Genomic DNA, 15,087 nt, shown 5'->3' with positions numbered 1-15,087 from the left:
CGGCTGGCGGCCCCCCGCGCCCGGCTCTACGTGGGGCCCATGGCAGCCCACAAGAACAGGCTCGCGAGCGAGTCGTCGCCGTACCTCCTGCAGCACGCGCACAACCCGGTCGCGTGGTACCCGTGGGGCGCCGAGGCCCTCGATCTCGCTCGCCGAGAGGACAAGCCGATCCTCCTGTCCATCGGCTACGCCGCCTGCCACTGGTGCCACGTGATGGAGCGCGAGTCGTTCGAGGACGAGGCGATCGCCCGGCACATGAACGACCTCTTCGTGAACATCAAGGTCGACCGGGAAGAGCGGCCCGATCTCGACCACATCTACCAGCTCGTCGTGCAGCTCATGGGCCGGAGCGGCGGCTGGCCGCTGACGGTGTTCCTCACCCCGGATCAGCGCCCCTTCTTCGCGGGCACGTACTTCCCGCCGAAGGACGCGCTCGGCATGCCCGGCTTCCCGAAGGTGCTCGACAAGATCGCCGACGCCTTCAGGAACCGGCGCGACGACGTCGAGCAGCAGGCGCAGGAGATCACCGATGCCATCGAGCGCGCTCAGCGCGCGCCGGCGCGCGCTGCAAGCGTCGTCGCGCCCGCGTCGTCCGATCTGCTCCGGCGCGCGTCGCGGCAGCTGCTCGCGCGCCTCGACCCCCGCCACGGCGGCATCGGATCGCGGCCGAAGTTCCCGAACACGATGGCGCTCGACGTGCTGCTCCGCCGCGGCGTGCTGGAGGGCGATCGCGTCGCGGCGGAGGGCGTCGAGCTCACGCTGGACAGGATGCGGGACGGCGGCATCTGGGATCACCTGCGCGGCGGCTTCCACCGCTACTCGACGGACGAGCGCTGGCTCGTGCCCCACTTCGAGAAGATGCTCTACGACAACGCGCTGCTCCTGCGCCTCTACGCCGACGGGTTCCGCGCGTTCAAGAAGCCGATCTACGCCGAGACGGCTCGCGAGATCGTCGGCTACCTGTTCGCCGAGATGCGCGACCCGGAGGGCGGCTTCTACGCGTCGCAGGACGCCGACTCGGAGGGGCGCGAGGGCAAGTTCTTCGTGTGGACGCTCGAGCAGCTCCGCGACGCCGTCGGCGAGGATCAGCTCGCGTACGACGTGGCCCGCCTCGTCTTCGGCATCAGCGAGGAGGGCAACTTCGAGGACAGCGGCGCGACGGTGCTCTCGCAGCACCGCACGCTCGAGCAGGCCGCGGCGGTCATCGACGACGGCGCGGGAGGTGGCTCCTCGACCCACCTCGATCGGTGCCGCGATGCGCTCGCGCGCGCCAGGGTCGCGATGCTCGCGGCGCGCGACGCGAGGCCTCGGCCGGCGCGCGACGACAAGGTGCTCGCGAGCTGGAACGGGCTGCTCATCGGGGCGCTCGCCGACGCCGGGCGCGCGCTGGACGAGCCCGCCTGGGTCGACGCCGCGGCGCGCGCGTTCGCGCTGCTCGATCGGAAGCTCATCCGCGGCGGCCGCGTCGGCCGTTATCTCAAGGACGGCGCGCCTGCAGGCGCGAAGAGCGAGCGAGGCGGCTCCGGGGCGGCCGTGGGCGACGTCCGGCCAGGGTTCCTCGACGACCAGGCGTACCTCGGGAACGCGGCCCTCGACCTGTACGAGGCCACCTCCGACCCGCGCTACGTCGACGTCGCCCGCGCGATCGCCGACGCGATGATCGCGCACCACTGGGACGAGGCCGCGCCCGGGTTCTTCTTCACGCCGGACGACGGCGACGCGCTGATCGCGCGCACGCAGGACATCTACGACCAGGCCGCGCCCTCGGCCGCCTCGATGGCGGCGCTCCTCTGCCTGCGCCTCTCCGAGATCGCCGACGAGCGTTACCTCTCACCGGCAGAGCGGCAGCTGGACGTCCTCGCGCCGACGGCGCTCGAGAACTCGTTCGGTCTCGGCCAGACCGTGTGCGTTCTCGACCGCCTGACGCGCGGTGCAGTGACGGTCGTGGTGGTCGGCGAGGCGGGCTCGGCGTCGGCGGCCGAGCTCGCGCGCGAGGCGTTCAAGGCGTACCTGCCGAACCGGGCGATCGTGCTCGTGGATCCAGCTCGGCCGGAGAGCGCCGCGGCGGTGAAGGTCGTCGCCGAGGGCAAGCCCGCGCGCCTTGACGAGGCGGTCGCCTACGCGTGTCGCGGGCGGACGTGCTCGGCGCCCGTCACGACGGCGGCCGACCTCAAGGCGCTGCTGGCGTAACGCGGCACGCGCTGAGCTCGCACGGGCCGCGATCCGGGGCGCCTCCGCAGGTGCATCCGGACACCGGGCCCGGCGCGTGGGTCTGCGCGCATCCACGTCCGACGCCTTCGGCGCGGGCGTCGCTCGGAGCGCAGACCTCCACGTCGAGCCTCGAGTCGTCGTCGAAGTCCGTGACGAAGGTGCAGCTGCAGCGGTATGGCGTGCCCTGCTCAGGGCGGCACGCCGGCGAGAGCACCACGCACAGCAGGGCTCCCGCGCGCGCCGTCCGGATGGGCCACCTACGGCGTGACGGTACCGCCACCCTTGTCGCCGCCAGCCTTGTTCCCGCCCGTGTTGCTCTCGCGGATGTGGAACTCGACGCGCCGGTTCTTCTGGCGCCCAGCCTCGGTGTTGTTGTCGTCGATCGGCCGCTTCGGACCAAAGCCCGCCGCCGTGAGCCGGGCGGGATCGATGCCACCCCGCTCGATCAGGTACGTCCTGACCGAGTGAGCGCGATCGTTCGAGAGCTTCTCGTTGAGCTGGTCCGAGCCCCGGTTGTCGGTGTGGCCCTCGATCGCGACGAGCGTGATCTCGGGGTTCACCTTCAAGAGCCGGACGACCTCGTCCAGGATGCTGTAGCTGTTCTGCAGGATCCTCGCGCTGCCGGTCGCGAACTGCACCTGCTTCAGGATCTGGATCTCGCTCGACCCCGTGATGCGACGGATGAACTGCGGGCAGCCGTTCTTCGTCGGCTCGGGGCTCGGCTGCCCCGGCTCCTTGGGGCAGGCGTCCTTCGCATCCGCGATGCTGTCCTCGTCGGCGTCGTCCTCCGGGCAGCCGTCGGCGTCGTTGATCTTGTCGAAATCCTCGGGCTGATCCGGGCACTTGTCGCTGATGTCGGGGATGCCGTCGCCGTCGCGATCGGGCAGCGCCGGGCAGCCGTCGTCGGCGTTCGGCGGCTTGCCGTCCTCGGGATCGGTCGGGCAGAGATCGATGTCGTCCGGGAGCCCGTCCTTGTCCGTATCCGCGGCGCGCGGCGGGACCGCCTGGAAGCGCCTGCCGGGAGACGCGGGCTCGACATCCTTGATGCCGAACGAGTAGCCGACGACCGCGACCATCCGGAAATCCGGCGCGTAGCCGCCCGACAGCCGCGTTCCGGCGCCGACCCCGAGCCACCCCTTCTTCCGCTGATCGAGCGCGAGCCGCCCCTCGGCCATCCACTCCAGCGGCGTGTTGTCGCCGCTGAACGTCGTGCCGCGGCCGAGGCCCGTCGATCCAAAGATCTGCGCGCCGAGCCGCAGCGCCCCGTTCCGCAGCGGGAGGAAGCCGCCGATCCCCCACCTCCACTCGTTCGTCACGGCGAAGTCGTTGAGCGATGAGTACGGACGGAAGTGCACCCCGGTGTTCAGGACGAAGAACATCGACTTGAGATCGATCTCACCCGAGAGCCCGATCATCGCGCTCGCGGCGTTGTCGCCCGAGAACGAGAGCTTGCTGCCGGTCGGCACCCACGCCGTCGCGTTGGCGCCCAGCTTGAAGAAGCGATCCTCGGTGCGGTACAGGATCGCCCGCCCGTCGAGCCGGATGTCCATGAGCGCGGCGGTCGCCGGGCTCGCCGCGTCCTCTGCGCCGGCGACGCTCGGGTCGTTCGTCGGGTTGCTCGTCTGGAGGGCGATGATCGGCAGCCCCACCTGGAACGAGAAGCGGTCGAGCAGCTCGACGCCCCCGTTGAAGTAGCCGATGAGCTGCGAGGACACCGGCGAGCCGTGTTCCCTGCTGAACCGCCCCGCGGCCTGGTCGTCATTCAGCATGTTCTCGACCCGGAAGGGATTGAGGCCGAGGCCGAGCCCGAACTGCCCGAAGAAGCGCGTCTCCGGCGCCACCTGCGGTCGCCAGAGCGCGATCGAGTCGTCGGGAGCGCCGGCCATGTAGAGCCGGTCCAGGTAGAACGTTCTCGTCTGCGCGCTCACAGGGAGCGCGCTCAAGAACAAGGCTCCCGCCGCAGCAGCCGCCAGCGCGCGTCGCTTGACGCCCCGTGCGGGCGCGTGCTGCTTTTCCCCCTCATGTCCTCCGGTGCGCGTCAAATTCCCTCCTGTGACCCGCTCTTGAACGACCGTTGCGGTCGATCGGAGGCTACACGCTAACCCAGGCCTCTAGAAAGGTGAGAGAGAACGGCGAACCCGGGCAAGGCGCGTAACCGCGCGTAACCGCGCGTCACCACGTCGTCTACTGTTGACCTGGGCCAAATGCCGTGCTTTCTTGCGCGCCCGCTTGACGTGCGGCCAGGATGCCGCCGTTCGCGGTCCAGACCGAGGGACCACCAGCCATGAAGCGCACCTACCAGCCCCATAACACCCGCCGCGCCCGGACCCACGGCTTCCGTGCGCGTATGGCGACCGCCGGCGGTCGCAAAGTCATCAACAACCGCCGCCGCAAGGGCCGCGCCCGGCTCGCGCCCACCATCTACAAGAAGTAACGCGGCGGTGATGGCGCCAGCGCAACCGCGCTTGTCGGCGTCCTCCTCCTCGTTCCCGCGCGAGCGCCGCATTCGCAGGCGGGCAGAATTCGTCCGCATCCAGAACGGTGGTCATCGCGTCAGCACCCGCCACCTGCTGTTCCTCGTCGCGGCCCCCACCGAGGGCGCTGCTCACGGCGGGGTCCCCCGCGGCACGAAGAGCGCTGCCGCGCCTGTCCCATCCAGGGCGCCTCGCCTGGGCCTCGTCGCCTCGCGCAAGGTGGGCGGCGCTGTGGCGCGCAACCGCGCGAAGCGCCTGCTCAGGGAGGCGTTCCGGAGATTCCCGGAGCTCTTCCCGGAGCGCGTCGACATCGTGGTGATCCTCCGCACTGGCGCCGGCTCGCTCGGCCTCGATGACGTCCTCGCGGAGCTTCGTGGCGTGGTTCCGGTGCTCCGCCGCCGAGCGAAGGAGGCGCTCACCGCCGCGCCACGCGCGCGAACGGAGGTCATGGCCGAGCGCAGCGCAAGCGATCCACCAGCGCCCGCGCCAGACCAGACTGGCCCGACCGACCCAACCGACACAACCGACAGCTAGAAGATGGCGCCGCATACCTTGCGCCGTGGTGCGCTGGGCCCCAAGCTCCTCGCTCTCTCACGGCTCACCGCATGCTGGCGACGCTCCTCCTCGCGCTGATCCGCGCCTACCAGATGACGCTCTCCAGGCTCATCGTGGCGTTGATGGGCCCGGTCTGTCGGTTCGAGCCCTCCTGCTCGCGCTACGCCGCCGCCTGCATCGTGGACCACGGGGCGCTCCGGGGGAGCTTGCTTTCGCTCAAGCGACTGTGTAGGTGTCACCCGTTTCATCCAGGCGGGTTCGACCCTCCGCCACCACCTCGTCTTCGCCGTGCCGCGGCTGCTCGGATGCCGCGTCAACGGGACGCTGACCCGCGGGATACGACACGCTGTTCGTCTACTGGCGCGGAGCTCGCCTCGCACGCCTCATCCCCTTGTCGAGCGGGCTTCAGCGGCCGGGTCACCCTCATGGACTAATCCCCCTCGGCCATCGACAAGGCCCCCTGCGGCACGGCGCCCGACACGCCGCGGAGCGAAGCCCGCGCGAAGCGACCCTGGGCAGCCTCGTGAGGCGTCACGAGACGCCCGCAGCGAAGGGCGCGGCTCGAGATCCTGGGATCGACGAAGGACTTCATGGAACGCAGCAATATCGCCAAATGGCTGTTCCTCGGCCTCGCCATCATCCTGTTTTTCCAGTTCGGCAAGCCGCTCCTCTTCGGTGAGGGCGCGCCGCAGCTCCAGCCGCTCGACGTCAAGGACAGCACGGCCCCCGCAGAACGCGCCCCCGAAGAGACGTGCGCCATCGACGGAGATCGCTTCAAGGCTGAGCTGTCCACGCGAGGCGGGTCGCTCCGGCACCTCTGGATGACGGACCCGAAATACACGACGGGGAACGGCGAGCGCAGGCCGATGGACCTGGTCACGACCTCGCTCGAGTCGCGGATGCCTCTCAGGACGGACCTGCACCTGCCCGGCGGCAGCGCGCAGCAGGTGCCGTTCGACGACCTCGACTGGAAGCTCTCGGCGCAGGACGGCAAGAGCTGCACGTTCACCTACGCCGACGACGCGACGAGGCTCACCAAGGTCGTCGCGGCCACGGGGCGCCCCTTCGAGCTCTCGGTGCAGATGACGGTCGAGAACCTCGCGCAGGAGCCGCGCAAGCACCGGCTCGCCGTCGAGCAGACATCGTGGCGAACCCAGAAGGAGACGGAGGGACATCTCGGCATGATCTCGGAGTGGATCACCGAGACGGTCGCCGCGACCGACCAGAAGACCGAGCGCCAGCTCCCCGACGCCTTCGAGCCCGGCGACTTCAAGGACCCGGAGTTCACCGCCGAGCGCTGGCGGCGCACCCCGGGCAACGCGCGGTTCGCCGCCGTCTCGAGCAGCTACTTCAGCAAGATCGCGATCCCGCTGGAAGGGCCAGGGCAGCCCACGGCCGAGACGCAGATCGAGGACGTCTGGAATACATCGAAGTTCCAGGACAAAGGCAAGGACCCGAGCTACGGGCACGTCTATCGCGCGCGGCTCGCCTATCCGGAGCACGAGCTCGCGCCCGGCGGCGCGGTGACCTACAAGCTCCTGTCCTTTACCGGGCCGAAGGAGCGCGAGCTGCTCGCCGCCGTGGACCACGGGGCGAGCGAGGTCATCAACCTCGGCTGGTTCTCGCCGATCGCGAAGCTCCTCGTCTCGTACCTCTACGTCCTCCACGGCGCCGTGGGCAGCTGGGGGTGGGCGATCGTCCTGCTCACCATCACGGTCCGGCTCCTGCTCTTCCCGCTGAGCATCCAGCAGATCAAGAGCGCCGCGGCGATGCGCAAGCTCAAGCCGGAGATGGATGAGATCAACGCGAGGTACAAGGATGACGCCGCCCAGCGCGGCCTCGCGATGCAGGAGCTCTGGCGCAAGAACAAGGTCGCGAACCCGGTCGTCGGCTGCTTCCCGATGCTGCTCCAGATGCCGGTATGGTTCGCCCTCTACACCGCGCTCCAGACCGCGGTGGAGCTCTACCACACCCCGTTCGGCCCCGTGATTCCGGACCTGTCGGCCCCGGGAAAGTACTACATCATTCCCATCGTCCTCGGCGGCTCGAGCTTCATCCAGCAGAAGCTCATGCCTCCGCAGGGCGACCCGGCGCAGCAGAAGATGATGATGTACCTGATGCCCGGCATCTTCACCGCGATGATGCTCTTCCTCCCGGCCGGCCTCGGCGTTTACATGTTGACGAACACCTGGCTCGGCATCGGGCAGCAGTTGCTCGTCGAGCGCTACCTGAAGGCGAAGAACGAACGGGCCGGCGGCATCCAGGTGCGAGAGATCGCGAGCGCGGAGCCCCAATCCGCGATGAAGAAGACTCCGGGCGACGACGACAAGTCGGCCCCTGCTCTCGGAAAGGGAAAAGCACGTGTCCGTGGATAGTGAAGTTGCCGAAAGGGGAATCGACGCAGCGGATGTCGATGCCGAGGCGCAGGGCGCTGACGACGCGGCCGAGTTCGAGGAGGACGGGCGCGCCGACGTCGCGCTCGACTTCGTCATCGATGTGCTCGCGGCGATGGGCATGGACTGCACCGTCGACCTCCTCGAGAACGAGGAGGAGGATCCGCCCGAGGAGATCCGGCTCGAGATCGAGGGGAAGGACGCGGGCCGCGTGATCGGCAAGAAGGGACAGACGCTCTCGGCGCTGCAGTTCCTCGCCAACCGCGTGATCAACCGGCCGGGCAAGAAGCGGCGTCATGTGATCATCGACGCCGAGGGCTACCGGCAGCGGCGCGAGGACACGCTCTCTTCCATGGCGCGCAGGCTGGGCAAGCAGGCGGTCGAGGAGGGCAAGATCATCACCTTCGAGCCGATGAACCCGCAGGACCGCCGCGTCGTCCACCTGGCGCTGGCGAAGTTCCCGGGCGTCGTCACCAAGAGCGACGGCGAGGGAGAGGCCCGCCGCGTGCAGATCATCCCCGTCCGCCGCTGAGGCAGAAGGCCCGGCACGAAGCGCGCACCAAACGCGCACCAGACGCGCGCATCAAGAGCGACTGCGCCGCTGCCGGCGTTGACACCGGATCGCCCGCATGCATAATGCCGCACCTCTCCGGTACCCCCCGGGGAGGTGCGCGGGCACGCGCTCGCGCCCATGTTCTCCCGGAACCGCAACCGGGTTCCATCTGCGTTCATCGCGTGAAGCACGAGGGCCGCGCGCGGCCCCCGCTCCGCCGGACGCAGTCCACGAACGGCGGCGGCCCAGCCCCCTTGAGCACGGGCACGGGACCGCGAAGACGGATCCCCGACCCTTTGAAGGATTGACCGACCATGCAGACCTCGAACATCCTCGCGAAGATCGAAGCTCCCCTGTTCCGCGAGGGGATCCCGGATTTCCGGGTCGGCGATACGGTGCGCGTGCACTACCGGATCGTCGAGGGCGAGAAGGAGCGCATCCAGGTGTTCCAGGGTGTCGTTCTGAAGCGCCACCGCGCCGGGGTCCGGAGCACCTTCACCGTGCGCAAGGTGAGCTTCACGGTCGGCGTCGAGCGCATGTTCCTCCTCCACAGCCCCCGCATCGACAAGGTCGAGATCGTCTCGCGTGGCGTGGTCCGCCGTTCGCGGCTCTTCTACCTGCGCAACCTGGCAGGCAAGGCCGCTCGCGTCCGCGACGCAAAGGATTGATCCCGCCGGCCGGCGCCCCGGCCGCGAGGAGAGCGCTCCCGCAGAGCAGATTGCCAGGGGGACAGCCGGCTCCCTGGTTCGATCGCGCGCGCAGGCATCCATGGCACAGCGCGGAAGCAGCTGCGCGCTGGGCGATGACGCCTGCATGCACGCGCACGCACCGCGTTGCCAGCCTGTAGCAAGGGTTCCCGCATACTTCTTCCTTGATCCTCGGCCGAGCGGCCACGGTATGCTCGCGGCGGCGGTGCCCCAGCGCCGCGAAACCCGAGAAGGATCACCATGCTCTGTCCGCGTTGCGGTGCGCCCGCGACCCCCACCGATAAATTCTGCGCTGTGTGCGCCTCGCCGCTCACCCCGTCCGGGCCTGGAGCGTTCGGGGCTCCTCCGCCGCCTCCTCCGCCGTTTCCTGCTCCGGGCTTCGGGGCGCCCCCCGAGCCTCCCCCGAACTATGGCTCGCCGAGCGGCGGTTTTGGTCCGCCCCCGCCGGCGCCTTTCGGGGCTCCTCCAGGCTCGCCTCCCGGGTTCCCGCCGGCGCCCGAGGGCGGCCCGGCCGGCTTCGGTCCGCCTCCGCCCTTCGGGCCGCAGCCTGGTGGTTACGGGGCGCCCCAGCCGCCTCCTCCGGTACCGCTGAAACCTCCGCCGTTCCCGCCGGAGCCGCCGATCTACGGCGCGCCGGGCGGCGGCTATGGCTCGGCCCCGAGCTTTCCGGAGCAGCAGGGCAGCTACCCCGGCCCTCCGCTCCCGCGGCCCGGCTTCGGCCCGCCCCCGCAGCCCGGGTTCGGTCCGCCCCCGCAGCCGCAGGGCGCGCGCTGCGTGCAGGGGCACGCGATCCCGGCGGGCGGCTCGTTCTGCATGGAGGGAGGCCACCCGATCGCCCTCGACGGCATCCAGATGAGCGGCGATCCCTTCAACCAGACGGCCTACGCGCCCAACCAGCAAGGGGCATCCGCGCCACCGCCGATGCCGCAGGCGAGCGGCAGCGGAGCCTACGGCGAGCCGCCGCAGCCACAGCAGAACATCGCCCCGCCGGGCCCGCCGCCCGCGTACATCCCGCCTCCTCCCGCGGTGCGCCCGCCGACGCCGGCGCCGCCGAGGGCCGCGGGGCAGGAGAGCCGCCGCACCCTCGCCGGCTTCCTCGTCAGCTTCCAGGACGACGCGCTCGGCAGGTTCTGGCCGCTCTGGCAAGGCAAGAACATCGTCGGCCGCGCCGAGACAGGGCAGAAGGTCGACATCGAGATAGCGCACGGGACGACGTCGACGCATCACGCGACGGTCGAGATCGACGGCGGTCGGCTCGTCCTCGCCGACCTCGGCTCCACCAACGGGACGTTCCACAACGAGGAGGCGATCGGCTTCCAGGGCCGACGCGAGCTGCGCGATGGCGACAAGATCCGCTTCGGCGGGTTCAGCGTCATCCTGCTCAGCGTGTCGGCGCGGGCCTGACGGGCCCATCGCACGAGGAGAGGCGTTGCCGAGCCTGGCCCCCTTCCCCCGCGACGTTCGACCGGCACCTGGCGCCCCGGCCAGGCTGCGTGAAAACCAACCGGATAGCCGTCGCCAGCGCGCGGCGGCCGCCCCGCTCGCGCAGAGAGCGCTCCTCTGCTCCCTCGCGCCCGCTGGAGATCCCCACGCATGACTCCCTCTCATGACGCGACTCGCCCGATCCACTCCATGAGCGCCTCCGCCCGTCGCGGCAGGCGCGAGGGCAAGACCCTGCGCTGCGCGAGGCTCCTCGCGCTCGCGGCCGCTGTCCTCGCACTCCTCGCCGGACAGCGCCGCGCCGAGGCCGCGCCCGAGGCGCACGTGCTCCGCATCGACCCGCGCGCGAGCACCGTGGACGGCTCGCCCGTGCTCACGACCGTGCTCGAGGTCGTGCAGAACAAGCGCCTCAGCGACCTCACCCGCAACTGCGCCGCGCTCACGGGCAACGCGAACCTCGATTGCGTCGCCGATGCGATCGAGCAGCCGTCGGCGCTCTACTCCTCGTTCGACTTCCCGGACAAGAACGCGATCCTCTCCGTCACGGTCGACGGCACGGATCTGCCGGCGAAGTTCGAGTCGAAGGCGCGGTGGGGCGACAGCGCCGGTCAGCCGGGCGTCGGGACGGCGTGGCTCATCCTGATCGACGCCGCGTCGAGCATGGGCAACCGCTTCGACGAGGCGAAGGCGGTCGCGAGCGCGTTCGTCAACGCGATGCAGCCGAACGACATCGTCGACGTGATGTTCTTCAACGATCGCGGCATCGTCGAGGACTCGAAGTGGGTGAGCAACAAGCAGGCGGCGGCGCAGGCGATCGCCGGCGTCGCGCGCACCTACCCGACGCAGGGCCGCACGCGCCCGCTCTTCACGATCATCAAGAACGCCGCGACCGACGCGTTCAAGGAGCTCGGCAACGCAGGTCAGGGCGTCCAGGTGCCGATGCACCAAGCGATGGTGGTCCTCTCGAACGGCTCCGCCGGCGCGGATCCCAGCTCGACGGCCGCCGCGTCGAACCTCCTCCGCGAGTACCTGACGAAGGGGCGGTTCCCCGAGAACAACGACGTCCTGCCGAAGACGCCGGTGCCCGTCATCTCGATCTGGTTCCCGAGCCAGCTCGTCGAGGAGTTCACGGCGAACGCTCGCGAGTTCATGGAAGGGATGGCGAACACCGAGATCGGCGGCTTCTTCAGCGTGGTGCGCGACGGCCAGCAGCGGCGAGCGGCCAACATCGTCAACGCGATCCGCACCCGCTTCAACAAGATGCACATCGTGAAGTGGCGGGTCTCGTGCGTCGCGCCGAGCATCACGCAGACGTTCAAGCTCGCCTTCATCAACACGGATCCGCCGATCGCCGGCGACGCCACCTTCCAGAACGTCCCCGTCGGCATCGATCCGACCGCGTGGCCGATCGACATCGACCGCGACGCGACCGACCGCGCGGCGAAGAAGACGCCGCTCTATCCCGGCGGCACGATCAAGATCTTCGGCAACTTTTGCTGGGGTGGCAACGCGCAGCGGGCCGAGATCTACATGGTCCCGAAGAACCAGGCCGCGCCGCAGTCGCTGCAGGGCGGGAACCTCGAGGACGCGAAGAAGGCCCAGCGGACGCTGATCGAGGGCGGGATGCGCGGCAAGGCGATCTCGGCCGGCGACAGCGTCGTCGAGTTCGAGCTCCCGGACACCGACAAGTTCCTCGTCGGCAAGGGCGACCAGATGACGGCGCGCCTCATCGTCTACGACAACCAGGCGCGGCGGACGAGCGCGGTCACGGCCGACAAGATCCTCACGCTGAAGGCGAAGGAGGCGCCGCTGCCGTACCTGCTCATCGGCGGCGTGACCTTCGGGGGGGTCGTCATCGTGCTGCTCCTCGTCTCCATCTTCCGCGGCGGCGGGAAGCGACGCGGCGGCACGGTGGCGGCCGCGCCCCCGAGGCCCATCGTGGCGGGGAGCGGGCCGCCTCCGCCCTACGCGCCCGCGCCGCCGCCTCCGGGCGACTTCGGCTATGGCGGCGGGCCGATGATGGGCCCTCCCATGGGCGGGGCCAGCCGGGCGACGCTCTCGGGCCCGGCGGGCATCTTCACCGTGCACCCCGGCGCCGAGGTGCGCGCCGGGCGCGACGGCGCCTCGTGCCTGATCGCGCTGTCGGAGCCGCGCGTTTCCGGCACCCATGCGAGCGTGAAGCTCGAGGCCGGCCAGCTGTTCGTGCGGGACGAGAACTCCAACAACGGGACCTACGTGAACGGCCAGCGCATCGCCGCGTCCGTGTGGACGCTCGTGCCACCCGGCGCGTCGTTGCGGTTCGGCCCCGTCGAGTTCAGCGTCCGTTTGGAGTAGCGTGTCCGGGGCCCGTTCTCGCGCCCCGAGCGACGCCCCCCCATGATGCCCCCGACCGAGTCCTCCCCGCACCTCAAGATCGAGTTCGCCCAGGCCAGCGATGCTGGTAGGGACCCGAACAAGCAGGTCAACGAGGATGCCTGCGGCTACGCCGAGACCAAGTTCGGTTACCTGTGCGTCCTGTGCGACGGCATGGGCGGACACTATGGCGGCAGCGAGGCGAGCCGCACCGCCATCCAGACCATCTTCGAGATGATCGAGCGCACGCCCGCCACCGTGGATCCGAGCGGGGCGCTCAAGGCCGCGATCGAGGAAGCGGGGCGCCGCGTCTACCAGCTGGGCGGGCCGCCGGAGAACCGCGTCCGGCCCGGCTCGACCGTCGTAGCGATGGTCCTCCACGAGCGCGGCGTCGATGTCGCGCACGTCGGCGACAGCCGCGCGTACGTGATCCGGAGCCACCAGATCTATCCCCTCACGCGCGACCACTCGATGGTGCAGGGGATGATCGACGCGGGCATGCTCACGGAGGCGCAGGCGATCGGCCACCCCGACGCGAACAAGATCACGCGCGCGCTCGGGATGAGGCCGGAGGTGGAGGTCGAGGTTCGACCCGAGCCGATGGAGCTCTACCCGGGAGACGTGCTGATCCAGTCGAGCGACGGGCTCACCGACCTCGTGCTCCCCGGCGACATCCTCGGGTGTACGCGGCAAGCGCTCGCATCGGGCTCGGTCGATCACGCGTGCCGGATGCTCGTGCAGCTCGCGAACCACCGCGGCGGTCACGACAACATCACCGTCCAGATGGTCCGGGTGCTCGAGACGGGCGGCCGCTCGCTGACCATCGCGCACGGGCCACCAGGGACGGCTGGCCCGGGCGACGGCGTCAATCCTGCGCGCGCTTCACGCCCTCAGGAGACCGTCGCGATGACCCGGTCCGAGGCGGCGGCGATCGGCCAGCAGCACGCCACGAGCACGCCGCTCCCCCGCGGCCATGGCGCTCCTGCGGCCGCGAGCGGCGCGGCGGCGGGCATGGCGGCCGCAGGAAACGCGCCGGCGCCGTACCCGGCGTCCATCAACAACGCGATCACCGTGGTCCCGACGGGCTCCCCCGACACGCCGCGCCCTGCGCCCACCAGCGACGCGGTCACCGTGGTCCCGGCGGGCTCCACCGGCGCGCCGGTGCTGCGTCCAGCGTCCCCCCGCTCCGCGGCGACCGCGGCCTCGACGGGCTCCGACAACGTGCCAGCCGTCGCGCCGACGGCCACCGACAACGTGCCGGCCGTCGCGCCGACAGCCACCGACGACGTGCCGGCCGTCGCGCCGACAGCCACCGACAACGTGCCGGCCGTCGCGCCGGGCGCTGCCCTTGGCGCGCCGGCGCTTCGCCCCACCACCGTCGACAGCGCGCCGGCCGTGAGCCCCACGGCCACCGACGAGCTGCCTCCCGTGGCTCTTGCCGCTGCCCCCAGCGCGAAGGCCGTGAGCCCCACGGCGGCCGATGGCGGGTCGGCCATGACGCCCACGCCGATGGACTCCGCGCTGGCGCTGCCTCCAACCGTGCCAGGCGCCCATCCCCCGGTGGCTTACCCGAACGCGCCCGACGCGCCCGCCGTGCTGTCTCCCCTTCCCCTGAGCGCTCCTGCGCCGTCTCCGATGGGCCGCGCCGCGCCCCATCAGCCTGGTTCGTTCGGAGCGCCGCTTCACCCAGGCGCCGCTTACGGCGTTCCGCCCCACCCCGCCGTCCCCTACGGCGCGCCGCCCCCTCCTGGCGCCGCCTACGGCGCGCCGCCCCCTCCTGGCGTCCCCTACGGTACGCCGCACCATCCTGGCGCCGCGTACGGCGCGCCGCCTCACGTCGGCGCCGCCTATGGTTCGCCTCTCCACGCGACCGAGCAGGATGTTCCGCCGCCTTCGGTGGCCTTCCCGGGGCACAACCCAGCAGCGCCCGGTGGTCCTCCGGTCGCCGCCGCCCCACCCCCTCACCTCGCGCCCGCGCCGCTGCATGCTCACGCGCACGCCGCGACCGGCCCGCGCCCCGCGCCAGCACCGAGCTTCTCAGGACCCGTCTCGTCCTCCGGGGCATCGAGCGTGCCGAGCACCGTGCGCGCCACGCGCGGCGTCTACATCGCCCTCATCGCCTCGGCCGCGGCCGTGATCCTCGCGCTGTTCGTCTTCCTGCTCTGGAAGCTCCTCGGCAGCTGAGCGCGGCGCGGAAAGACGCGGAAAGACGCGGAAAGACGCGGAAAAGCCGCCCCCCCACCCACCGCCCCGCACGGATGAGCGGAAATCGCGACGGAAACGAGAACGAGGACCGAGCTCGGCTCGCTCAACTCAGACGACCACCGCGCAACGGCCCCGCTCGCGGAATGCGATTGAAGAAAGATCGGATTCCGGATTAGCCTAACTTTCCGGAGGTCCTT

At 70.6% G+C, this 15,087-nt stretch carries 11 protein-coding genes; 10 read left to right on the top strand and 1 reads right to left on the bottom strand.

The window, feature by feature from the left end; all coding sequences use genetic code 11:
- Positions 1 to 39 precede the first annotated feature (39 nt).
- Positions 40 to 2,190, top strand: coding sequence for a thioredoxin domain-containing protein (locus tag WME82_RS14165; protein ID WP_438043267.1), 2,151 nt, complete (start codon positions 40 to 42; stop codon positions 2,188 to 2,190).
- Positions 2,191 to 2,468: 278 nt separating this feature from the next.
- Here the strand turns inward: WME82_RS14165 and WME82_RS14160 are convergent, their stop codons facing one another.
- Entirely contained in the window at positions 2,469 to 4,154 is a 1,686-nt protein-coding gene (locus tag WME82_RS14160; RefSeq protein WP_438043266.1) for an OmpA family protein, read from the bottom strand.
- A gap of 341 nt (positions 4,155 to 4,495) precedes the next feature.
- Between WME82_RS14160 and rpmH the strand changes: the two genes are divergently transcribed.
- The 9 genes from rpmH to WME82_RS14115 all read left to right on the top strand — a co-directional run bounded on the left by rpmH (position 4,496) and on the right by WME82_RS14115 (position 14,869).
- Positions 4,496 to 4,645, top strand: a complete 150-nt coding sequence (gene rpmH, locus WME82_RS14155) for a 50S ribosomal protein L34 (RefSeq protein WP_012235155.1) — start codon at positions 4,496 to 4,498, stop codon at positions 4,643 to 4,645.
- A gap of 10 nt (positions 4,646 to 4,655) precedes the next feature.
- A complete protein-coding gene (gene rnpA / locus WME82_RS14150; protein WP_438043265.1) occupies positions 4,656 to 5,219 on the top strand; it encodes a ribonuclease P protein component in 564 nt (187 codons plus the stop codon).
- Between the two features lie 71 nt (positions 5,220 to 5,290).
- The gene (yidD, locus tag WME82_RS14145; protein WP_276598071.1) at positions 5,291 to 5,674 is read left to right on the top strand and encodes a membrane protein insertion efficiency factor YidD; all 384 of its coding nucleotides are present in this window, start codon (positions 5,291 to 5,293) and stop codon (positions 5,672 to 5,674) included.
- 156 nt (positions 5,675 to 5,830) lie between these two features.
- The gene (yidC, locus tag WME82_RS14140; RefSeq protein ID WP_438043264.1) at positions 5,831 to 7,615 is read left to right on the top strand and encodes a membrane protein insertase YidC; all 1,785 of its coding nucleotides are present in this window, start codon (positions 5,831 to 5,833) and stop codon (positions 7,613 to 7,615) included.
- A complete protein-coding gene (locus WME82_RS14135; RefSeq protein ID WP_437745965.1) occupies positions 7,608 to 8,165 on the top strand; it encodes a protein jag in 558 nt (185 codons plus the stop codon). The genes yidC and WME82_RS14135 overlap by 8 nt, the downstream gene beginning before the upstream one ends.
- A 335-nt stretch (positions 8,166 to 8,500) precedes the next feature.
- Positions 8,501 to 8,854 (top strand): 50S ribosomal protein L19, encoded by a 354-nt coding sequence (gene rplS / locus WME82_RS14130; protein ID WP_012235149.1) that lies wholly within the window; start codon positions 8,501 to 8,503, stop codon positions 8,852 to 8,854.
- Between the two features lie 279 nt (positions 8,855 to 9,133).
- Positions 9,134 to 10,297: an FHA domain-containing protein gene (locus WME82_RS14125; RefSeq protein WP_438043263.1), complete on the top strand. Its 1,164-nt coding sequence runs from the start codon at positions 9,134 to 9,136 to the stop codon at positions 10,295 to 10,297.
- A 228-nt stretch (positions 10,298 to 10,525) separates the two neighbouring features.
- On the top strand, positions 10,526 to 12,667 hold the full coding sequence (locus tag WME82_RS14120; protein WP_438043262.1) for an FHA domain-containing protein: 2,142 nt from the start codon (positions 10,526 to 10,528) through the stop codon (positions 12,665 to 12,667).
- 42 nt (positions 12,668 to 12,709) lie between these two features.
- Positions 12,710 to 14,869 (top strand): protein phosphatase 2C domain-containing protein, encoded by a 2,160-nt coding sequence (locus tag WME82_RS14115; RefSeq protein WP_438043261.1) that lies wholly within the window; start codon positions 12,710 to 12,712, stop codon positions 14,867 to 14,869.
- Positions 14,870 to 15,087 lie beyond the last annotated feature (218 nt).

It is taken from the genome of Sorangium sp. So ce128 (assembly GCF_051525245.1).
GTDB lineage: Bacteria > Myxococcota_A > Polyangia > Polyangiales > Polyangiaceae > Sorangium > Sorangium cellulosum_B.
Note: the sequence above shows the minus strand (reverse complement) of the source record. Positions and strands in the feature narration are given on the sequence as shown.

Bases quoted from the DNA above. Each gene is read 5' to 3' on its own strand.
- WME82_RS14165 (WP_438043267.1), top strand. From the start codon at position 40: ATGGCAGCCCACAAGAACAGGCTCGCGAGCGAGTCGTCGCCGTACCTC.
- rpmH (WP_012235155.1), top strand. From the start codon at position 4,496: ATGAAGCGCACCTACCAGCCCCATAACACCCGCCGCGCCCGGACCCAC.
- rnpA (WP_438043265.1), top strand. From the start codon at position 4,656: ATGGCGCCAGCGCAACCGCGCTTGTCGGCGTCCTCCTCCTCGTTCCCG.
- yidD (WP_276598071.1), top strand. From the start codon at position 5,291: ATGCTGGCGACGCTCCTCCTCGCGCTGATCCGCGCCTACCAGATGACG.
- yidC (WP_438043264.1), top strand. From the start codon at position 5,831: ATGGAACGCAGCAATATCGCCAAATGGCTGTTCCTCGGCCTCGCCATC.
- rplS (WP_012235149.1), top strand. From the start codon at position 8,501: ATGCAGACCTCGAACATCCTCGCGAAGATCGAAGCTCCCCTGTTCCGC.
- WME82_RS14125 (WP_438043263.1), top strand. From the start codon at position 9,134: ATGCTCTGTCCGCGTTGCGGTGCGCCCGCGACCCCCACCGATAAATTC.
- WME82_RS14120 (WP_438043262.1), top strand. From the start codon at position 10,526: ATGAGCGCCTCCGCCCGTCGCGGCAGGCGCGAGGGCAAGACCCTGCGC.
- WME82_RS14115 (WP_438043261.1), top strand. From the start codon at position 12,710: ATGATGCCCCCGACCGAGTCCTCCCCGCACCTCAAGATCGAGTTCGCC.